Here is a 20,669-nt window from a genome sequence, read left to right as displayed (position 1 = left end):
GCGATGCGGGTGGTGGCACCATCCGGTGTCGGGACCGCGAGCGGACGGCCGCCGCCGATGTCACCGACCCACGCTAGCGTTCGGCCCATGGCTGAGATGAAGGCGATCCTGACCCGTTACCTCGATTCGCAGCGGAACGCGCTGCTCTGGAAACTGGACGGCCTGGGTGAGTACGACCTGCGCCGCCCCATGGTGCCCAGCGGCACGAACCTGCTCGGCCTGGTCAAGCACGTGGCCGCCGTCGAGTCCGACTACTTCGGCAACGTCTTCGGGCGTCCGTTCCCCGATCCGCAGCCCTGGATGGCCGAGGACGCCGAGCCGAACGCGGACATGTGGGTGACGCCCGAGGAGTCCACGGCCTCGATCCTGGACCTGTACGCCCGCGTCCGCGAGCACGCCGCCGAGACGATCGCGGCGCTCGACGTCGACTCACCCGGGGTGGTGCCCTGGTGGGGCGAGCACGGCGACGTCACGCTCGGCTGGATCCTCGTGCACGTCGCGACCGAGGTCGCCAGGCACGCCGGTCATGCGGACATCGTCCGGGAGCAGATCGACGGAGCGATCGGCCTGCGCGACGGCGTCTCGAACCTTCCCGAGGAGGGCAACGTGGCGTGGTGGTCCGGATACACCGCCCGCGTCGAGGCGGGGGCGCAGGAGGCGGCGGGCGTACGTGATGCAGGGCCGCAGAACACGGCCTAGGCTCACGGAGGTCTCGCGCGGTCGGCGAGGGCGGACCTGGTGGACGTTCGGAGGAACGGGAGGCGCGACGCGCCCGACGCCCAAGGGGGCAGATGTGGTGATCGGCAGGGTTCGGCGCAGGCGGGGGCCGGGCAGGAGTGCTCGGCAGGCCGTCACGGCACCCGCGGCCACGGTGACGGGGCCGCGTGCCCCGGGCGGGACGTCCCCCCTCTGGACGGACCGTCTCGGCCGGGCGAGCATTCGCACGCTGCAGGTGATGATCCTGGTCGCCGGTGCCGCGGTCATCGTCCTGGCCCTCGTGCAGGTCAAGCTTGTCGCGATCCCGCTGATGGTCGCCCTGATCCTGGCCGCGGCGCTCACACCGGTGGTCGCATGGATGCGCCGACGGGGGGTCCCGGCCCTGCTCGCCACCTGGCTGACCCTCATCGCAGCCGTCGTGTTCATCGGGGGCGTGGTCACCGGGATCGTCTTCGCAGTGCGCAACCAATGGGAGGAACTCGCCACCGCTGCGCGCGAGGGTCTGGCCGAGCTCCAGGAGATCTCGCAGCGGTTCCAGGTCTCCTTCGACATCGACTGGGACTCCGTGCTCGACTCCGTCACCGAGTTCGTCACGAGTGCGCAGTTCGGCTCGGGCGCCGTCGCGGGCCTGTCGGCGGTCGGTCAGGTGATCACGGGTCTGATCCTGATCGTCGTGGTCCTGTTCTTCTTCCTCAAGGACGGGGAGAAGATTTGGAACTTCTTCCTCACGCCGCTGCAGGGTGAGCACCTCGACCGGGGCGAACGGATCGGAACCACGGCCGTGAAGGTCCTCGGCGGGTACGTGCGGGGCACCGCGCTGGTGGCACTGGTGGACGCCGTGGCGATCGGCGTCGGCCTGGCGATCTTGCGCGTGCCACTCGCGTTGCCCCTCGCGGTGGTCGTGTTCTTCGGCGCGTTCATCCCGCTCGTCGGCGCCACGGTGGCAGGGATCTTCGCCGCGCTCGTGGCCCTGGTCGCGAACGGACCCGTCACGGCGCTGATCGTGGTGATCCTGGTGATCGCGGTCAACCAGCTTGAGGGGGACTTCCTCCAGCCGGTCGTGATGGGGCAGTCGCTGAAGCTGCATCCACTGGTCATCCTGCTCTCGCTCACGATCGGCACCATCCTCGGCGGCATCCTCGGCGCCATCCTCGCCGTACCTGTCACCGCCGTCGGCTGGGCCGTCGCCAAGATCGTGCTCGAGCCCGAACGTGAGATGAAGCTCGACCCGGCAGCGGCTCCGCCCGCGCCGCGTTAGCCGGCGGCTGCTGCCACGAGGATCCGGCGGGTCGTGTCGTCGGCCGGGAAGAACGTCTCGATGGCGATCTCGTCGAGGGTCACGTCCCGAGGGGAACCGAACACGGTCACGGCGTACAACAGGGACAGGTCCCCGAACTCGGTGCCCAGGATCATCGGCACGGCGATGTCGTCGCCGACCGCCCGCACGTCACCCCCGGGCGGGGGAGCGGGGTAGGACTCCAGCTCCTCGAGCAGATCCGCCAGCGCCGGGTCGTCGGTGCGCTCCCACTGCCGGCGGACTCGCCGGAGCACGTGGCGGCGCCACTGCGCCGGGTTGCGCAGGCGTCCCGCGAACCCGTCCGGGTGCAGGCTCACGCGCAGCATGTTCAGCGGTGGCCCGGTCAGGGACTCGGGGGTGTCAGCCAGGAACCGGCGCATCGCGGCGTTGGCCGCGAGCAGGTCCCAGCGGCTGTCGACGGCGACCGCGGGGTTCGGGTTTTGCCCGGCCAGCACGGCGTCGATCGCCTCGCGCGCCGCACCGAGGTCGGCGAGGGGGCGCTCCCGGTGCACCGGGGCCAGGCCCGCGGCCAGGTGGAACGCGTTCCGCTCCCGCAGCGGCACGTCGAGCTCGTCACAGAGCCGCTCGATCATGTCCCGGCTCGGTCGGGACCGACCGGTCTCGATGCAGCTCAGGTGCCGCGTGGAGACATCGGCGGCGATCGAGACATCGAGTTGGGACCGTCGGCGCCGTTCCCGCCATCGCCGCACCAGTGGGCCCACGCCCGTCGCCCCGCCCGTCGTCATCGTCATGCCGAACAGCCTGCCCACAACCGTGGACCTGCGGCAATGACCCCCGGGGTCATGGCGACGGACATGACCTCACGCGTCATCGACGCACGACCGGTCGCCGCCTCACCGTGGACGTCCCGGCTCCACCCGGGAGCCGACCGACGAGAGGACCACGACATGACGACCACCACGACGGACCGGATCATCACCGGCTACACCCGGTTCTGGAACACGGCCGACCCGGCCGAACGGAGCCGGGTCGCGGCCACGGTCTTCACCGACGAGATCGACTACCACGCGACGGTCGGTGTCCTCACCGGGGCGCATTCCCTCGGCGCCTTCCGGGACGAGTTCGTCGGGCACGTCGGCGGGGCCACCCTGCGGCACCTCGACGAACCCGATCTACTGCCGGACCGGGCCCGGCTGCGCTGGGAGATCCTCCTGACCGACGGGACCTCCTTCGCCACCGGCACCGACGTGCTGGTGCTCGCGCCGGACGGCCGGATCGCCTCGGTCACCGCGTTCCTGGACCGGGCCCCGGAGGGCTTCGCCGACCACCACGGCGAGCAGATCGACGCCTGAGCCGATCAAAGACGACGGCGGCCGTCACCACGAGAGGTGACGGCCGCCGTCGTACATGCGTCCCGCGCGTGCCGCGCGCAGCTCAGGAGAGCGTGGCGAGGACCTCGTTCAGGGTCGTGGACGGACGCATGACGGCCGCGGCCTTCGCGTCGTCCGGGCGGTAGTAGCCGCCGAGGTCGACGGGCGAGCCCTGCACCGCGAGCAGTTCGGCCGTGATGGCTTCCTCGTTCTCGGTGAGCCCGGCCGCGACCGTCGCGAACGCGGCGGCCAGGTCGGCATCGTCGCTCTGCGCGGCCAGCTCCTGCGCCCAGTACCGGGCCAGGTAGTAGTGGCTGCCACGGTTGTCGATCTCCCCGGCCCGGCGGCTGGGCGACTTGTTCTCGTTCAGGAACGTGGCCGTGGCCCGGTCCAGGGTGTCCGCGAGGATCTGGGCGCGGGCGTTGCCCGTGGTGGTGGCCAGGTGCTCGAAGCTGACAGCGAGCGCCAGAAACTCGCCGAGGCTGTCCCACCGCAGGTGGTTCTCCTCGACCAGCTGTTGCACGTGCTTGGGTGCAGAGCCGCCGGCCCCGGTCTCGAACAGGCCGCCGCCGTTGATCAGCGGCACCACGGAGAGCATCTTGGCGCTGGTGCCGAGCTCGAGGATCGGGAACAGGTCGGTCAGGTAGTCACGCAGGACGTTCCCGGTCACCGAGATGGTGTCCTCACCGCGGCGGATCCGCTCCAGGGAGAACCTGGTGGCCTCGACCGGGGACATGATTTCGATCTGCAGGCCCTCGGTGTCGTGCTCGGCCAGGTACGTGCGGACCTTGTCCGCCAGGTTGGCGTCGTGGGCTCGGGCCGGGTCCAGCCAGAACACGGCCGGGGCGCCGGTGGCGCGGGCGCGGGTCACGGCCAGCTTCACCCAGTCCCGGACCGGGACGTCCTTGGTCTGGCAGGCGCGCCAGATGTCACCCGCGGCGACCTCGTGCTCGATGAGGACGGTTCCGGCCGAGTCGACGACCTGCACGGTTCCGGGGTCGGTGATCTCGAACGTCTTGTCGTGGCTTCCGTACTCCTCGGCCTTCTGGGCCATCAGACCGACGTTCGGCACCGAGCCCATCGTGGTCGGGTCGAAGGCGCCGTTCGTGCGGCAGTCGTCGATGACGGTCTGGTACACACCGGCGTAGGAGGAGTCCGGGATCACCGCGAGGGTGTCCGCCTCGGCGCCGTCCGGGCCCCACATGTGCCCGGAGGTGCGGATCATCGCGGGCATCGAGGCGTCCACGATCACGTCGCTGGGCACGTGCAGGTTCGTGATGCCCTTGTCGGAGTTGACCATCGCCAGCGCCGGGCCGTGGGCGAAGCCCTCGGTGATCGCGGCCTGGACCCCGGCGCGGGTCGCCGGGTCGAGGGCGTCGAGGCCGGCGAGGATGGAACCGAGGCCGTTGTTCGCGCTCAGCCCGGCGGCGGCGAGCTGCTCGCCGTGGACCGCGAACAGGTCGGGGAAGAACGCCCGGACCACCCGCCCGAAGATGATCGGGTCCGAGACCTTCATCATCGTGGCCTTCAGGTGCACGGAGAACAGGACGTCGTCGGTCCTGGCGTGGGCGATCTGCTCGGCCAGGAACGCGTCCAGCGCGGCCGCGCGCATCACGGTGCCGTCCACGACCTCACCGGCGAGCACCGGCAGCGAGTCCTTCAGGACGGTCGTGGCCCCGTTCGCGGCGACGTGCCGGATCTGAAGGGTGTCGTCGGCGGCGAGCACCACGGACTGCTCGTTGGAGCGGAAGTCGTCGGCGTCCATGGTGGCCACGTTCGTCTTCGAGTCCGGCGTCCAGGCGCCCATGGAGTGCGGGTGCGATCGGGCGTAGTTCTTCACCGACGCGGGCGCACGGCGGTCGGAGTTGCCCTCGCGCAGGACCGGGTTGACCGCGCTGCCCTTGACCTTGTCGTAGCGGGCCCGGATCTCCTTCTCCGCCTCGGTGGCCGGCTCGTCCGGGTAGGCCGGCAGGGCATAGCCCTGGCCCTGCAGTTCGGCGATGGCCGCCTTGAGCTGCGGCACGGAGGCGCTGATATTCGGCAGCTTGATGATGTTCGCCTCCGGCTGCTTGGCCAGCTCACCGAGCTCGGTCAGGGCGTCGGGCAGCCGCTGCTCCGGCGTGAGGTACTCGCCGAACAGGGCGATGATGCGGCCCGAGAGCGAGATGTCCCGGGTCTGCACCTCGACGCCCGCCGTCGATGCGTAGGCCTCGATGATCGGCAGGAACGAGTACGTCGCGAGCAGCGGCGCCTCGTCGGTGTGGGTGTAGATGATGGTGGACATACGAAGAAGATCCTCTGCTGGTCGGGGAATCGCTCGACATCAAGATATCGGGTGTCCGGCGCGAGGGTTGCGCCCGGCACCCGCCGAGGGAGGGGGCTCCCTCCCGAGCCGCAGCGAACCACGCGGTGGCGACGCCCCGCCGTCGGGCCTCGGATACGACATGCAGGTCGTGCAACCGCGCCGAACCGAATGCCCGGCGCATCGCGGAGCCGTAGAACTGAACCTCGGCAACGCCGAGGAGCCCGACGGCGGAACTCGCCACCGCGATGAAGCGGGATCGGTCGGTCGGTGGGAGCGCGATCCGCGCCGCGACTGCGTCGCCTCGGACCTCGGTTGGCTCAGTTCCACGAGTGCACCGACGTCCGTCGCGATGGCGGGCGCGAGGTCGGGCAGCGACGTGACCAGCGCATAGCAGTGACGTTTCCGGCTCATTACCACTTCCCGGAAAGGGACGCACTCGGGTCTCACTTGGATAACGATGCGGCCACAACCTTGTGACCAAAGGGCGAGATGGCAACTGAGCGTGTGTACAGTTCCGGTGTCCATGGCGGACGCTCTGCCTCGTCAGACCCATCAGGTCTTTCCGGAACCGGTCCGGGACAGGGGGCTCCATGCCATCCATAGGAGGAACATTGAAGATCCGGCGCATTTCCGCCCTGGCTGCGACCGTCGCAGCAGGTGCGCTCGTGCTCAGTGCTTGCACCCCGCCCGGGGACGAGGGCACTGACGGCGGTGACGGTGGCAACGCCGGCATCGACGAGGGCACTTCCATCAACATCGGTTGGAACCAGCCGTTCTACGAGTACAACTCGAGCACGGCGACCGGTAACGCGACGGCCAACGCCATCGTCCTGTACCTGATGAACTCGAGCTTCAACTACTACGACAAGGACCTCAACCTCGTCACGGACGAGTCCTTCGGCACGTACGAGAAGGTCAGCGACGACCCGCTCACGATCACCTACACGATCAACGATGACGTGACCTGGTCCGACGGGACCCCCGTGGACGCCGCGGACATGCTCCTCACCTGGGCCGCGACCAGTGGCCACATGAACACGGTGGAGGCCGAGGAGGACGAGGAGGGCAACGTCACCAACCAGGACGAGGTCGACGCCGGCGTCTTCTTCAACAACACCAGCGCCGGCCTGGCCCTCGTCGAGGAGACCCCGGAGATCTCCGAGGACGGCCAGAGCATCACGCTCGTCTACTCCAAGCCGTTCGCTGACTGGGAGGTCAACTTCGGTGTTGGCGTCCCCGCGCACGTCGTGGCCGGGCACGCGCTCGACATCGACGACGCGCAGGAGGCCAAGGACGCCCTGATCGCGGCCGTGAACGACCGCGACGCCGAGGCGCTCAGCCCGATCTCGCAGTTCTGGAACACCGGCTTCCAGTTCGGTGACGCGCTTCCGGACGACGAGTCCCTGTACCTGTCCTCCGGTGCGTACCTGCTCGAGGAGTACGTCAACGGGCAGTACGTGACCCTGGTCGCGAACCCGGACTACACCGGTGACCACGCGCCGACGGTCGAGCGGGTCACGATCCGCTACAACGAGGACCCGATGGCTCAGGTCCAGGCGCTCGAGAACGGTGAGGTCGACGTGATCTCCCCGCAGTCCACCGCGGATGTGCTGGCCTCGCTCGAGGCGCTCGGCGACGGCTACAACATCGTCACCCAGGACGAGGGCACCTACGAGCACGTCGACGTCATGTTCGACAACGGCGGCCCGTTCGACCCGGCCACCTACGGCGGCGACGAGGCGACGGCCCTGGCGGTTCGGCAGGCGTTCCTCAAGCTGATCCCGCGCCAGACCATCATCGACCGCCTGATCCTGTCGCTGAACCCCGAGGCCGAGGTCCGCAACTCCTACACCTCGATCCCGGGCTCCCCGAACTACGACGTGGTGACCGCGGTCAACGGCATGGGCGAGCAGTTCCCGGCCGAGACCGACCTCGAGGCAGCGACCGCGCTGATCGAGGAGGCCGGGGTCACGACCCCGATCGACGTCCGGTTCCTCTACGGCGCGAGCAACGTGCGTCGTCAGCAGGAGTACCAGCTGATCGCCGAGTCGGCGGGCCAGAACGGCCTGTTCAACGTGATCGACGGCGGTGACGACAACTGGGGCACCCTCCTCGAGGACTCCAGTGGCTACGACGCGTCGCTGTTCGGCTGGCAGTCCACCTCCACGGCCGTGTCGGAGTCCGACGCGAACTACCGCACCGGTGGCCTGAACAACTTCGGTGGCTACTCCAACGCCGAGGTGGACGCACTCTTCGACGAGCTGCAGATCGAGACCGACACCACGCGCCAGGGCGAGATCCTGGCCGAGGTCGAGACTCACCTCGTCAACGACGCGTTCGGTGTCACGATCTTCCAGTTCCCGGGTGTCACGGCGTACAACACGGAGGTCGAGGGCATCGACCCGATCTCCATCTCGCCGACCATCTTCTGGAACTTCTGGGAGTGGAGCACGACCGCCACTGAAGAGGCCTCGAGCTGAGCCGGTTCGGTTCAGCGCTAGCCTCTAGCTGACGAAGCACGTGAGGGGCGCCGGGACAACCCGTCCCGGCGCCCCTCGCGTGACTGCAGATCAGCTGGTTCCCCACCCCTAGAGGTTCGGGCTGCATCGCGGTGGTGTCGGCGTAGACTCCACGGCCATGTGCCCGAGCCGGTTGCGAGGTATCTCCCCACGATGTTGAGATTCATCATTCGCCGAGTTCTGATCGGACTCGGCATCCTCCTCGTCTCGTCCTTCCTGCTGTATCTGCTGGTCGACCTGACGCTCGACCCCCTCGAGGACCTGCGGACGTCCACGGATCCGAACAAGGAATTCCTGATCGCGCAACGGATCGAGCTGCTCCAACTGGACCAGCCGGTCGTCCAGCGCTACCTCGACTGGATCGGTGGCGTGCTCACCGGCGACCTCGGCAACTCATGGGTGACCAACCGCCCCGTGAGCGAACTGCTCCAGGGCGCGATCATCTCGACCATCCAACTGGTCAGTGCCGCGACCGTGCTGTCCATCCTGCTCGGCGTCGCGGTCGGCATCGTCTCCGCCCTGCGTCAGTACAGCGGCTTCGACTACCTGATCACGTTCGTCTCGTTCCTGCTCTTCTCGCTGCCCTCCTTCTGGGTCGCGGTCCTGCTCAAGCAGTGGGGCGCGATCGGGTTCAACGACTTCCTGGCCGACCCGTGGATCGCCTGGGGCGTGGTGATCGGCGTCGGCCTCCTCGCGGGGTTCCTCTGGCAGCTCGCCATCGGTGGGGAGCTGCGGCGCCGACTGATCAACGCCGCGATCGGCGCGGCGGCCACCATCGGTGCCCTCGCGTATCTGCAGCTGTCCGGCTGGTGGTCCGAGCCCAACATCGGACCGGTCATCCTGGCGGTGACCTCCGTGGTGATCGCGTTCGCGGTGACCTCGCTGTCCACCGGCCTGAAGAACCGGCGCGCGCTCTACACCGCGCTGACCTGCGCGGCCCTCGGCGTGGCGCTGTGGTACCCGATCCGGTTCTACCTGTTCTACTACCTCACGCCGTACATGAACTGGGCGATCGCGGCCGGCCTCGGCCTGCTCGCGGCCCTGGTGGGGATCGGGATCGGGGTCCTGTACCGCGGACCGGACTGGAAGCAGTCGGCGCGCACCGGCGGCATCGTGGCCTTCCTGGTGGCCGGACTGATCTTCATCGACCAGGTGATGAGCGTCTGGGGACCGTTCTACAACTCGAACGCCGTGAACGGGCGCCCGATCGCGACGATCGGTGACCGGACCCCGAACCTCGGCGGCAACTGGTGGGTCGGCGTGCTCGACTCCTACGCCCACCTGATCCTGCCGACGCTGGCCCTGATGCTGATCTCGTTCGCCTCGTACACCCGGTACTCGCGCGGCAGCATGCTCGAGGTGATGAACCAGGACTACATCCGCACGGCTCGGGCGAAGGGCCTGTCCGAGCGCACCGTCGTGGTGCGGCACGGCTTCCGGAACACCCTGATCCCGCTCGCGACGATCGTGCCGATCGACGTGATCACCCTCATCGGGGGCGCGATCATCACCGAGCGCATCTTCGGCAGACCCGGGATGGGACAGCTCTTCCTGCAATCGCTGGCCGGCAACGACATCGAGCCGGTGATGGCCTACCTGCTGATCGTCGCGTTCCTGGCGATCGTGGCCAACATTGTCGCGGACCTGGTCTACGCCGTCCTCGACCCAAGAATCCGGGTGAACGCATGAGTGCCAACCACATGACCGACCCGACCCCGGACGACGGGCGCGTCGAATCGGCCGAGAACGCCATCGAGATGAAGGAGGTCGAGGGCAAGTCCCAGGGTCAGATCGTCCGGGCCCGGTTCTTCCGGCACAAGGGCGCGATGATCAGCATCATCGTGATGGCCTTCGTCCTGCTCCTCGCGCTCACCTCGATCGGGTTCCCGGTGTTCACCGACTCCTGGTACATCTCCGGGTGGTGGGCCTACGGTCCGAACGAGACCAACACCATCGTCAACCCGGGCGGCGCCCCGACACTGACCATGCCCTGGAGCCCGGAGGGCTTCGCGATCGGCCCGCACCCGTTCGGCCAGGACGAGATCGGGCACGACATCTTCGCCCGGGTCATGCGCGGCGTGCAGACCTCCCTGCTCGTGATGATCGTGGTGGGTCTGGTCTCCACTGCCGTCGGCGTGATCGTCGGCGCACTCTCCGGCTTCTTCCGCGGCTGGGCCGACACCGGGCTGATGCGGATGACCGACCTGGTCATCACCGTCCCGACCATCGTGATCGGCGCCGTGCTGGGGAAGCTCTTCGGCGGCGCGGACCCGCTGCCGCTGGCCATCGCGCTCGGCGCGGTGACCTGGACCGGTCTGGCCCGGCTCGTCCGCGGGGACTTCCTGTCCCTGCGCGAGCGGGAGTTCGTCGATGCCGCACGGGTGGCCGGGGCGAGCAACTCACGGATCATCTTCAAGCACATCCTGCCGAACGCCATCGGTGTCATCATCGTGGCGACCACGCTGCTGATGAGTTCGGCGATCCTGCTCGAGACGGCCCTGAGCTACCTCGGCTTCGGCATCACGCCGCCGAACGTCTCCCTGGGACAACTGATCAACCAGTACCAGTCCTCGTTCAGCACCAGACCGTGGCTGTTCTGGTGGCCCGGCCTGTTCATCATCGTCATCGCGCTCTGCGTGAACTTCATCGGTGACGGACTGCGGGACGCGTTCGACCCGCGGCAGCGCCGGATCCCGTCGGCCCGGAAGATGGCCCGCGCCGCGCGCCGCGGCCAGGCCGAGGTGTCCCAGGCCCACGCGTCATGACGGCGGGCCGGACCTGCTCAGCCCAGCGTGAGGCCAAGGACACTCAGGGGGGCCAGGATGCCGAGCACGACCAGCACCTCACGGTTCCAGGTCACGACCGGGTGCACGGCACCGATGGTGCCTCGCCCGAGATGACCGGCCTCCGTGAGCGCCTCCAGGCGCGTCCCGATGGCCAGAGCGACGGCGTCCGCGCTCGCTCCGGAGATCGTGGTGCGGCCCTCGGCGGCGCTGCCGCGGTCCGCATCGCCGGGCTGTTTCTGCACGCCGGAACGCGATGGTCGGCGGGTCCGGGCGCCCATGCCGCTGCTGGCCGGCACCGCCCAGGACGAGTGGCGGCGGCCGTCATCGGTGTGGACGCGCAGGGCCCACTGGGTGTCCACCGCGGCCAGCGTCGGCCACGGGATCTGCGTGGTCCGGAGCACGTTCACGATCGTGATGCCGCCGTCGGACACCTCCACCAGCGGGTTCCAGAACAGGGCCCAGACGCCCGCGACCACGAACAGCGTGACCGGGCCGGAGCGGGCCAGCTCGCGCCATCCGCCGTCGAGCACGAAGAACACCAGGGCGCACACCGCCACCACCGCGACCATGATGGTCAGTGCGCGCGCGAACAGCGTGCGGAACGTCAGGGTCGGACCGATCATCTCCCCATGCTCCCACTCGCAGGTTCCCGGCCTGCTCGCCAGCGTCGTGAGACCCACGGACGCCGAAGGAAGGAAGGTGTGCGGGCGTGACCACGCAGACCACCGAAGAGACCCCCAGCCCCACCGGTGTGCCCATCCTGTCCGTGAACGGACTCAACGTCGACTTCTACGTCGAGGGCGAGTGGTTCCCGGCCGCGATCGACATCAGCTACGACGTGCACCCGGGTGAGGTGCTCGCCATCGTCGGTGAGTCCGGCTCCGGCAAGAGCCAGTCGTCGATGTCGCTGCTCGGCCTGCTGCCCCCGAACGGGCGCGCCAGCGGCAGCGCGCAGATCGGTGGCAACGAGCTGATCGGCCTGACCGGCCCGGCGATGCGCAAGATCCGGGGCAAGGAGATCTCGGTCATCTTCCAGGAGCCGATGACGGCCCTGAACCCCGTGTACACGGTCGGGTTCCAGATCGTCGAGACGCTCCGGACCCACTTCGACATGGGCCCCGCGGCGGCGAAGGAACGAGCGCTCGAGCTCCTCCGGCTCGTGGAGATGCCGAACCCGGAGGTGCGCTTCCACTCCTACCCGCACCAGCTCTCCGGTGGCCAGCGCCAGCGCGCCATGATCGCCCAGTCCCTCTCGTGCGACCCGAAGCTGCTCATCGCGGACGAGCCGACGACGGCCCTGGACGTGACCGTGCAGGCCGAGATCCTCAAGCTGATGCGGGACCTGCGCTCCCGGATCGACTCCGGGATCGTCCTGATCACCCACGACATGGGCGTGGTCGCGGACATGGCGGACAAGATCATCGTCATGCGCCGGGGCCGGGTCGTCGAGCACGGCACTGCCGACAAGATCTTCAACCACCCCGAACACGAGTACACGAAGGAACTCCTCGGCGCGGTGCCGCACCTCGGTGCCCACAGCCGGGCCGAGGTGACCGAGCCCGCACCGACGGGGTCGCCGTCCTCGAAGCACACGAAGGCGGAGGCGCCGTTCGGCGAGCGGGTGATGGACGCCGTCGGCATGGAGATCGAGTACCCCAAGCGTGGCCGCACGCCCGCGTTCAAGGCGGTCGACGGCGTCGACCTGAGCATCAACCGTGGCGAGGTCGTCGGTCTGGTGGGGGAGTCCGGCTCCGGCAAGACGACCATCGGCCGGGCCGTGGTGGGGCTGCTCCCGGTGACCGGCGGCTCGCTGACCATCAACGGCGCCGACATGGTCGGTATCGGACCCAAGGAGTTGCGCGAGCTGCGCAAGTCGATCGGCATCGTGTTCCAGGACCCGGGCTCCTCGCTGAACCCGCGGCTGCCGATCGGGGAGTCCATCGGTGAGCCGCTGATGCTGCACACCGGCATCAAGGGCGCCGAGCTGACGAAGCGGATCGACATCCTGCTGGACCAGGTCGAGCTGCCGCGGTCCATGCGGAACCGCTACCCGCATGAGCTCTCCGGTGGTCAGCGTCAGCGTGTCGGCATCGCCCGGGCGCTCAGCCTCGAGCCCGCGTTGCTGGTCGCCGACGAGCCGACGTCCGCGCTCGACGTGTCGGTGCAGGCCCATGTGCTGGAACTGTTCAGTGAGCTGCAGCGCGAGCACGGGTTCGCGTGCCTGTTCATCAGCCACGACCTCGCCGTGGTGGAGATGCTGTCCAGCCGGATCGCCGTGATGCACCACGGCAAGCTCGTCGAGATCGGCCCGACCGGGCAGATCGTGAACAATCCCCAGGACCCGTACACGCAGCGGCTGATCGCGGCGGTTCCGGTGCCGAACCCCGAGGAGCAGAGGGTGCGCCGGGAGACCCGCGACGCGCTGCTCAGCGCGGCGGTGGCGGAACTCGCCGCGGAGGACGAGTACGGAGCCGAGCACGCGGGCGGCGACCCCCTGGCCGGGATGGACACCCAGCGCAGCTCCGGCACCGGGGTCTAGGCGCTCGCAACCTCGCAACACGGCAACACGGCAACACGGCAACACGGCAACACTGCAGGGCCCGGCGGGGTGCACCGCCGGGTCCTGCCGTGTCCCGGGGGTGTGGGCTGCGTCGGCGGTGTGGGCCACCTCACCGCCACGACGGCACTCGCCACTAGGTGCGACTGGCGGACGCCGGTAGGATGATGTCGGCGCCCCGTGATGGATTGGCGCGTTCCCCCTTCCCCCTCTCGGAATTGAGTACTGCGGATGAGTGTGCCCACGACTGGCCTGCTGCAGCGCACCGATCTGCGCAACGTCGCGATCGTCGCGCACGTCGACCACGGCAAGACGACCCTGGTGGACGCGATGCTGTGGCAGTCCGGTGCGTTCGGAGCGCACGACCACGTGGACGAGCGCGCCATGGACTCCGGTGACCTCGAGCGCGAGAAGGGGATCACGATCCTCGCGAAGAACACCGCGGTGGAGTACGCCGGCCCGGCCGCTGCCGCCGCGGGCCACGCCGAGGGCGTGACGATCAACGTCATCGACACCCCGGGGCACGCCGACTTCGGTGGCGAGGTGGAGCGTGGGCTGTCCATGGTGGACGGCGTGGTGCTGCTCGTGGATGCGTCCGAGGGCCCGCTGCCGCAGACCCGGTTCGTGCTCCGCAAGGCGCTCGCGGCGAACCTGCCGGTGATCCTCGTCGTGAACAAGGTCGACCGACCGGACGCCCGGATCACCGAGGTGGTCGGGGAGGCCCAGGACCTGCTGCTCTCCCTCGCCTCCGACCTCTCCGACGAGGCGCCCGACCTGGACCTGGACGCGATCCTCGACGTCCCGGTCGTGTACGCCTCCGCGAAGGCGGGCCGCGCCAGCATCACCCAGCCCGCCGACGGCGAACTGCCGGACTCGCCGGACCTCGAGCCGCTGTTCAGCACCATCCTCGAGCGTATCCCGGCCCCCTCCTACACCGAGGACGCACCGCTGCAGGCGCACGTGACGAACCTCGACGCCTCGCCGTTTCTCGGTCGCCTGGCGCTGCTGCGCATCTACAACGGGACGCTGCGCAAGGGCCAGACGGTCGCGTGGGCCCGCCGCGACGGCAGCCTGCAGAACGTGCGGATCAGTGAACTGCTGCGCACCAAGGCGCTGGACCGGGTGCCGACGGACGTCGCGAACCCCGGGGACATCGTCGCGGTCGCCGGCATCGAGGACATCACCATCGGGGAGACCCTCACCGACGCCGAGGACCCGCGCCCGCTGCCGCTGATCACCGTGGACGACCCGGCGATCTCGATGACCATCGGGATCAACACCTCCCCGCTGGCCGGCCGGGAGAAGGGGTCCAAGGTCACCGCACGTCAGGTGAAGGACCGCCTCGACCGCGAGCTGATCGGCAACGTCTCGCTCAAGGTGCTCCCCACGGAACGCCCGGACGCCTGGGAGGTGCAGGGCCGCGGCGAGCTGGCGCTGGCCATCCTGGTGGAACAGATGCGCCGTGAGGGCTTCGAACTGACCGTCGGCAAGCCGCAGGTGGTCACCCGCGAGGTCGACGGCAAGGTGCACGAGCCGGTCGAGCGGATGACCATCGACGTGCCCGAGGAGTACCTCGGCGCGGTCACCCAGCTGCTCGCGGCCCGCAAGGGTCGCATGGAGAACATGTCCAACCACGGCACCGGCTGGGTGCGGATGGAGTTCCTGGTCCCGGCCCGTGGCCTGATCGGGTTCCGGACCCGGTTCCTGACCGACACCCGTGGCACCGGGATCGCCTCCTCCATCGCCGAGGGGTACGAGCCGTGGGCCGGCCCGATCGAGTTCCGGACCACCGGCTCCCTGGTGGCCGACCGTGCCGGGGTGGCGACGCCGTTCGCGATGCTGAACCTGCAGGAGCGCGGCTCGTTCTTCATCGAGGCGACCTCCGAGGTGTACGAGGGCCAGATCGTCGGCGAGAACTCACGTGGTGACGACATGGACGTGAACATCACCAAGGAGAAGAAGCTCAACAACATCCGCTCCGCCACCTCGGAGTCGTTCGAGAACGTGGTCCCGCCGCGCAAGCTCACCCTCGAGGAGTCCCTCGAGTTCGCCCGCGACGACGAGTGTGTCGAGGTCACCCCGACGGCCGTGCGGATCCGCAAGGTGATCCTCGACCAGAACGACCGCAGCAAGGCGGCGTCCCGCGCCCGGAAGGCCTGAGCCCGCCGGCCCCGTGCGGCCGGGTGCGCGAGCGCGCGGCCGGTGGTGCGAGGATGCTCCGGTGACAGATCCGATTCCCGCCGGGGCGGTGCGCGTGCTGGCGACGTTCGCCCACCCCGACGACGAGACCCTCGGTGCCGGAGCGGTCCTGGCCAGACTCGCAGCCGGTGCCGACGTCACCGTGGTGACCGCGACCCGAGGTGAACGGGGCGAGGTGATCCCGGGCGACCTCAAGCACCTGGAGGGGGACGGGCAGGGCCTCGCCGCCGTGCGGGAGGCCGAGTTGTCCGCCGCCCTGGCCGCCCTCGGGGTGCGCCGGCACGTCTTCCTCGACTCCGTCGCCGAGCCGGGTACCGCGTCCTACACCGACTCCGGCATGGCCTGGGCCCCGGGCTCCACGGTGCGGGCCGTGCCAGCCGCCGACGCCACGCCGGACGCGTTCTCGCGTGCGGGCGTCGAGGGCCCCGCCCGGCTGTTGGCCGGGCTGATCCGGGCGCAGCGGCCCGACCTGGTGATCACCGAGGAGCCCGACGGCGGTTACGGGCATCCCGATCACGTGCACATCCATCGGGTCACCATGCGCGCCGTCGAACTGGCCGCCGGCCCGACCGACCCCTCGACCGCCATCTCGCCCGCCCCCTCACCCCGCTCCGGCGCCGCCGAACGCGCGCTTCCCACGGCTCACGCGGACGGTGACCGGGGGGAACCGCGCACTCGGGGCGTCGCCGAGGGCGAACTTGGGGGCATCGGGGGCGAACATCGGGGTGTTGGCGGGGGTGGCGGTCCGTGGCGGGTACCGATCGTGGCGTTCTCGGTGCGGGGGGCGCAGGCGTCCCGGCGGGCCACCGCGTGGCTGCAGACCCACCCCGATCGTCCCCGGACGGGCGTGAACGGGGGCGCGCTGTCCGTGCCGGAGCCGGACGGCGAGCTGGCCAGCCAGGTGGTGCCCGACGGCGAGGTGGACTTCGAGGTCGACGTCACCACGGTGGCCGGGCAGGTCGTGGCCGCCATGACGGCGCACCGCACCCAGGTGCAGCTCGCCACCCGGGTCGACGCGGTGGACGCGGTCGGGTGGTTCGCGCTCAGCAACGACATCCTGGCGCCGATCCCCGCGCGGGCCGGCCTGCAGGTCGCCGCCGGGCACGGCACCCGCGCGGACCTGCAGCGGCTCCTGGCACGGGTCCCGGCGGCCCGGAACGGCGAACCGGCCGGCGCACCCGCCGGTGCGGACGTCGGTGCCGGTGCCGGTGCTCGGCCCGATGCCGACGACCGGTCCGGTGCCGACCCGGAGCCACCGCCGTCGTGGTACCCGCCGGTGATGACGGTCTTCTCCGTCCTGCTCGGGGTCATCCTCGGTGCCACCGGCACCGCGTTCCACCGGTGGTCCGAGCCCTGGGGCCTCGTCATCGGCCTGGTGGCCGTCCTCGCCGCCGGCGTCCTGGCGCGGACCTTCGCCGACGCCCGTGGACTCCTCGGCTATGGCGCCGGGGTGGTGCTCACCGTGCTCGCGATGACCTACCTCGGGCCCGGCGGCGACGTGATCGTCGCCGACGACTCGATCGGTATCGCCTGGCTGTTCGGTGTCATGTTCGCCGTGCTCCTCGGGGCCTTCGCGCCGCGGAGGTGGTTCCGTGACGACGTCTGAGCCGGGCTCCGAGGTGAGCGAGGAGGCCCGGGAGGAGTTCCGGGCGACCATGTCCCGGCTCGCCTCCGGGGTGAGCGTGGTGGCGGTGCGCCACGGCAACCAGGATCTCGCGATGACCGCGACGTCCCTGGTCTCGGTCTCCCTCGACCCGCCCACCGTGCTGTTCTGCGTGCACTCGGACGCCCGGCTGCGGGAGGCCGTCGAACCCGGCGCGCGCTGGGCCGCCAGCATCCTCGGCGGCGACGCCCTCGCCGCGGCGGACTGGCTGGCCACCCCCGGCCGGCCCGCCTTCGGTCAGCTCGCCACGATCGCGCACCGTCGGGGCGAGGTCAGCGGGGCGGCGATCCTGGACGGCGCGAGCGCCTGGCTGGAGTGTGAGACGGAGTGGATCCGGACGGCGGCCTCCCACGACGTCGTCGTCGGCCGGGTCCTGGCTGCGGCGCGGGTGCCCGGTGCGGGCGGTGCGATCCTGCATTTCCATGGACGGATGACCACGATTCCGTGACACTTTCGTTGCCTCATCCGACCATCGAGGTGCACGGGCGTGGTATTGGGGGCCGGTAGAATGGCGCGCCGGGGGGCCACGTCGGGTGGCCGACACGAAGGACATCTGCTTGCGACACGAACACGACACGCCGGACACGGCCGCCGGGACCGACGGTCCCGACGGCTCCGAAGAGGCACAGCAGGGCGCCACGCCCGCTGAGCCCACGGATGCCGCGGCGACGCAGGTGATCGACGCGCAGGTCGCGGAGCCCGAGGTCCCCGTCGAGCCAGCCGCAGCGGCCGAGCCGGCCCCCGATCTCGATGACGTGGTCGCCGGCGAGTCCGCCGGTGGACGGGATGAACCAGCAGGGGACGAGAGCGCAGTGGCAGCTGGTGGCAAGGGACGCAAGCCGAAGGGCAAGCGCACGGGGCGGGCCAAGAAGGCGCTGATCTGGACGGCTGCCGTGATCGTCGTGCTCGCCGGCGCCTATGCGGCGGGGGCCTGGTTCCTCGGTGACCGGGTGCCTGGCGACACCCGGGTGGCCGGCGTGGACATCTCGGGTCTGGCGGTCGACGACGCCGTCCGCACCCTCGACGAGGGCCTCGCGGAGGCTCGCATCAGCCCCGTCCCGGTGGCGTACGGCGACGCCTCCGGCGAGCTCGACCCGACCACCGCCGGGCTCGATGTGGACGCGGAGGCCACCGTGGCCCGGATCACCGGGTTCACCCTCGACCCGCGGGTCGTGCTCGGTCACGTGTTCGGCCTTGGCGACCAGCCGGTCGTGTCCACGGTCGACGAGGCCGCCCTCGACGCTGCCGTGGCCGCTCTCGCCCAGAGCCTCGATGTGCCGCCCACAGAAGGTGTCATCGAGTTCGTGGACGGTGCCGCCGCCATCACCGAACCCGCCGACGGCGTCGGGCTCGACGTCGAGGGCGCGAGCGAGGTGCTCGCCGCCGAATGGCTCACCGCGCCGCGCCCGCTGGAGCTCCCGTCGGAGGCGACCAGCCCGACGGTCGACTCCGACGTGATCGCGGCGGCGATGACCGAGCAGGTCGAGCCGATGCTGAGCGGCCCGGTCACGGTCGCCGTCAACGACACGACGGCCGAACTCACCCCGGCCGAACTGGCGTCCGCCGCCACGATCGCCGTGGACGGGGCCACCCTCACGCTCACCATGGACGGCATGGCGCTCGGCGACCTGGTCACGACGAAGGTCCCCTCGATCGGCGAGACCCCCAAGGACGCACAGATCGTGCTCGGCGACAACGGACCGACCATCGTCCCGGCCGTCACCGGCACCGGGCTGGACCCGGCCGCGCTCGCCGAGACCGTCCGCGCCGCCGCGGTGAACCCGGACCCGGCGGCCCGGACCGCCACCCTCGAGCTGACCCAGACGGAGGCGGAGTTCTCCACCGCGGACGCCGAGGCGCTCGGCGTCACCGAGGTCATCGGCACCTACGCCACCCCGTACCCGCACGACCCGACCCGGACCCAGAACCTGCTCGCCGGGACCGCGCACATCAACGGCACCCTGGTGCTCCCGGGTGAGCAGTTCTCCCTGCTCGACGCGCTCCGGCCGATCACCTCGGCGAACGGCTACAGCGTCTCCGGCGTGGTCGTGAACGGGTTCGAGAGCGAGGCGATCGGTGGTGGCCTGTCCCAGGTCTCCACGACGTCATTCAACGCCGGCTTCGAGGCCGGGCTGACCGATGTCACCCACCAGCCCCACTCACGATGGTTCTCCCGTTACCCCGAGGGCCGCGAGGCCACCGTGTACGACCCCAGCATCGACATGGTCTGGGAGAACAACACCGGCTACGGCGTGCTCATCCAGGCCTACGTCACCGATGACGAGGTGGTCGTCACCCTCTGGGGCACCGACGTGTTCGACGTGAACATCACCACCGGCAGCCGGTACAACTTCACGTCGCCCCAGACCGTCTACAACACCTCGGCGAACTGCACCCCGGAGCGGGGAGGCTCCAACGGGTTCTCGGTCAACGTCACCAGGACCGTCTCCCGCGACGGCGAGGTGATCACCGACGACACCTACAGCCACCGCTACTCGGCCTGGAACCGGGTGATCTGCGGACCTGCGCCGTCGGCCGAGGACGCCGACGCCGACGACGCCGGCTGACGGTAGCCCAGGCCGGCTGCCGCTGCCGCCTCAGCCGCGCACCCGTCGCGGCGGCGCCGGTGGCACCCGCTTGCCCAGCGCGATGTCGCCGGCCTCGACCGCCACCAGCCCGTGCCGGGTGGCGACCTCGACGCCGGACTCGTCCACCCGGACGAGCTCACCGAGGGCGTCGCTGACCCCGCCTGCCTCGAGCCGGTAGCGGACCACGACGCGCTCACCCACCTGCCAGCCATGCCAGAACGGCGGCAGCGTGCCGCTGGGCTCGCGTTCGTCGACCATGGACTCCCCTCCGGGCGCGGCGCGGAACGAATCACGCCGTCACCCTCTGATGGGAGATACTAGGCGGAGCAGCCCCGGCGGCGGTTGATTCGTGACGCCGCCAGCAAGGTTCAGGAGGGACCATCCATGACCTACGTGATCGCGCAGCCCTGTGTGGACGTCAAGGACAAGGCCTGCATCGACGAGTGTCCCGTCGACTGCATCTACGAGGGCCAACGCTCGTTGTACATCCACCCGGACGAATGCGTGGACTGCGGGGCCTGCGAGCCGGTCTGCCCTGTCGAGGCGATCTACTTCGAGGACGACGTGCCCTCCCAGTGGTCGGAGTACTACCGCGCCAACGTGGACTTCTTCGACGACATCGGCTCGCCCGGTGGCGCAGCCAAGATGGGTCTGATCGAGAAGGACCACCCGATCATCGCCGCGCTCCCGCCGCAGGGCGAGTGAGG

General features: G+C 70.0%; 16 protein-coding genes. 12 read left to right on the top strand and 4 right to left on the bottom strand.

Annotated elements, in window-relative coordinates; all coding sequences use genetic code 11:
• Positions 1-87 precede the first annotated feature (87 nt).
• Both EXU48_RS10520 and EXU48_RS10515 read left to right on the top strand, forming a co-directional pair.
• Positions 88-699 carry a DinB family protein gene (locus EXU48_RS10520; protein ID WP_133107626.1) on the top strand — a complete coding sequence of 204 codons (612 nt, stop codon included), beginning with the start codon at positions 88-90 and terminating at the stop codon, positions 697-699.
• A 256-nt stretch (positions 700-955) separates the two neighbouring features.
• The gene (locus tag EXU48_RS10515; protein WP_235856962.1) at positions 956-1,975 is read left to right on the top strand and encodes an AI-2E family transporter; all 1,020 of its coding nucleotides are present in this window, start codon (positions 956-958) and stop codon (positions 1,973-1,975) included.
• Here the strand turns inward: EXU48_RS10515 and EXU48_RS10510 are convergent.
• Positions 1,972-2,766 carry a helix-turn-helix domain-containing protein gene (locus tag EXU48_RS10510; protein ID WP_133107624.1) on the bottom strand — a complete coding sequence of 265 codons (795 nt, stop codon included), beginning with the start codon at positions 2,764-2,766 and terminating at the stop codon, positions 1,972-1,974. The two genes, EXU48_RS10515 and EXU48_RS10510, sit on opposite strands and share 4 nt — an antisense overlap.
• A gap of 156 nt (positions 2,767-2,922) precedes the next feature.
• Between EXU48_RS10510 and EXU48_RS10505 the strand changes: the two genes are divergently transcribed.
• Complete coding sequence (locus EXU48_RS10505) at positions 2,923-3,327, top strand: isomerase (protein WP_133107623.1); 405 nt, start codon at positions 2,923-2,925, stop codon at positions 3,325-3,327.
• Positions 3,328-3,409: 82 nt separating this feature from the next.
• On the opposite strand, the gene EXU48_RS10500 is transcribed toward EXU48_RS10505, so the two are convergent.
• Complete coding sequence (locus tag EXU48_RS10500; protein WP_133107622.1) at positions 3,410-5,629, bottom strand: NADP-dependent isocitrate dehydrogenase; 2,220 nt, start codon at positions 5,627-5,629, stop codon at positions 3,410-3,412.
• Positions 5,630-6,261: 632 nt separating this feature from the next.
• Here EXU48_RS10500 and EXU48_RS10495 point away from each other — a divergent pair.
• The 3 genes from EXU48_RS10495 (at position 6,262) to EXU48_RS10485 (ending at position 10,934) form a co-directional block, all read left to right on the top strand.
• Positions 6,262-8,130, top strand: a complete 1,869-nt coding sequence (locus tag EXU48_RS10495; RefSeq protein WP_133107621.1) for an ABC transporter family substrate-binding protein — start codon at positions 6,262-6,264, stop codon at positions 8,128-8,130.
• Between the two features lie 192 nt (positions 8,131-8,322).
• Positions 8,323-9,858 (top strand): ABC transporter permease, encoded by a 1,536-nt coding sequence (locus EXU48_RS10490; RefSeq protein ID WP_133107620.1) that lies wholly within the window; start codon positions 8,323-8,325, stop codon positions 9,856-9,858.
• Complete coding sequence (locus tag EXU48_RS10485) at positions 9,855-10,934, top strand: ABC transporter permease (RefSeq protein ID WP_235856961.1); 1,080 nt, start codon at positions 9,855-9,857, stop codon at positions 10,932-10,934. The genes EXU48_RS10490 and EXU48_RS10485 overlap by 4 nt, the downstream gene beginning before the upstream one ends.
• A 17-nt stretch (positions 10,935-10,951) precedes the next feature.
• On the opposite strand, the gene EXU48_RS10480 is transcribed toward EXU48_RS10485, so the two are convergent.
• Entirely contained in the window at positions 10,952-11,578 is a 627-nt protein-coding gene (locus EXU48_RS10480; RefSeq protein WP_133107619.1) for a PH domain-containing protein, read from the bottom strand.
• 86 nt (positions 11,579-11,664) lie between these two features.
• Between EXU48_RS10480 and EXU48_RS10475 the strand changes: the two genes are divergently transcribed.
• The 5 genes from EXU48_RS10475 (at position 11,665) to EXU48_RS10455 (ending at position 19,941) form a co-directional block, all read left to right on the top strand.
• Positions 11,665-13,494: an ABC transporter ATP-binding protein gene (locus EXU48_RS10475; protein WP_133107618.1), complete on the top strand. Its 1,830-nt coding sequence runs from the start codon at positions 11,665-11,667 to the stop codon at positions 13,492-13,494.
• A 249-nt stretch (positions 13,495-13,743) separates the two neighbouring features.
• Positions 13,744-15,672 carry a translational GTPase TypA gene (typA, locus tag EXU48_RS10470; RefSeq protein WP_133107617.1) on the top strand — a complete coding sequence of 643 codons (1,929 nt, stop codon included), beginning with the start codon at positions 13,744-13,746 and terminating at the stop codon, positions 15,670-15,672.
• A 61-nt stretch (positions 15,673-15,733) separates the two neighbouring features.
• Complete coding sequence (locus EXU48_RS24750; RefSeq protein WP_235856960.1) at positions 15,734-17,317, top strand: PIG-L family deacetylase; 1,584 nt, start codon at positions 15,734-15,736, stop codon at positions 17,315-17,317.
• Positions 17,304-17,822, top strand: coding sequence for a flavin reductase family protein (locus tag EXU48_RS10460; RefSeq protein ID WP_328591639.1), 519 nt, complete (start codon positions 17,304-17,306; stop codon positions 17,820-17,822). Before EXU48_RS24750 ends, EXU48_RS10460 begins: the two co-directional genes overlap by 14 nt.
• Before the next feature lie 109 nt (positions 17,823-17,931).
• Positions 17,932-19,941 carry a VanW family protein gene (locus EXU48_RS10455; RefSeq protein WP_133107616.1) on the top strand — a complete coding sequence of 670 codons (2,010 nt, stop codon included), beginning with the start codon at positions 17,932-17,934 and terminating at the stop codon, positions 19,939-19,941.
• A 30-nt stretch (positions 19,942-19,971) separates the two neighbouring features.
• On the opposite strand, the gene EXU48_RS10450 is transcribed toward EXU48_RS10455, so the two are convergent.
• Positions 19,972-20,220, bottom strand: coding sequence for a putative acetyltransferase (locus EXU48_RS10450; protein WP_133107615.1), 249 nt, complete (start codon positions 20,218-20,220; stop codon positions 19,972-19,974).
• Positions 20,221-20,346: 126 nt separating this feature from the next.
• On the opposite strand from EXU48_RS10450, the gene fdxA reads away from it, so the two are divergent.
• Positions 20,347-20,667, top strand: a complete 321-nt coding sequence (gene fdxA / locus EXU48_RS10445; RefSeq protein ID WP_133107614.1) for a ferredoxin — start codon at positions 20,347-20,349, stop codon at positions 20,665-20,667.
• Positions 20,668-20,669: the final 2 nt, after the last annotated feature.

The organism is Occultella glacieicola (assembly GCF_004353825.1).
GTDB lineage: Bacteria > Actinomycetota > Actinomycetes > Actinomycetales > Beutenbergiaceae > Occultella > Occultella glacieicola.
The sequence above is the reverse complement of the archived record's forward strand: the minus strand, read 5'-3'. Positions and strand labels throughout refer to the sequence as shown.

Bases quoted from the DNA above. Each gene is read 5' to 3' on its own strand.
- EXU48_RS10505 (WP_133107623.1), top strand. From the start codon at position 2,923: ATGACGACCACCACGACGGACCGGATCATCACCGGCTACACCCGGTTC.
- EXU48_RS10500 (WP_133107622.1), bottom strand. From the start codon at position 5,629: ATGTCCACCATCATCTACACCCACACCGACGAGGCGCCGCTGCTCGCG.
- EXU48_RS10490 (WP_133107620.1), top strand. From the start codon at position 8,323: ATGTTGAGATTCATCATTCGCCGAGTTCTGATCGGACTCGGCATCCTC.
- EXU48_RS10520 (WP_133107626.1), top strand. From the start codon at position 88: ATGGCTGAGATGAAGGCGATCCTGACCCGTTACCTCGATTCGCAGCGG.
- EXU48_RS10485 (WP_235856961.1), top strand. From the start codon at position 9,855: ATGAGTGCCAACCACATGACCGACCCGACCCCGGACGACGGGCGCGTC.
- EXU48_RS10510 (WP_133107624.1), bottom strand. From the start codon at position 2,766: ATGACGATGACGACGGGCGGGGCGACGGGCGTGGGCCCACTGGTGCGG.
- EXU48_RS10450 (WP_133107615.1), bottom strand. From the start codon at position 20,220: ATGGTCGACGAACGCGAGCCCAGCGGCACGCTGCCGCCGTTCTGGCAT.
- EXU48_RS10480 (WP_133107619.1), bottom strand. From the start codon at position 11,578: ATGATCGGTCCGACCCTGACGTTCCGCACGCTGTTCGCGCGCGCACTG.
- typA (WP_133107617.1), top strand. From the start codon at position 13,744: ATGAGTGTGCCCACGACTGGCCTGCTGCAGCGCACCGATCTGCGCAAC.
- EXU48_RS10515 (WP_235856962.1), top strand. From the start codon at position 956: ATGATCCTGGTCGCCGGTGCCGCGGTCATCGTCCTGGCCCTCGTGCAG.
- fdxA (WP_133107614.1), top strand. From the start codon at position 20,347: ATGACCTACGTGATCGCGCAGCCCTGTGTGGACGTCAAGGACAAGGCC.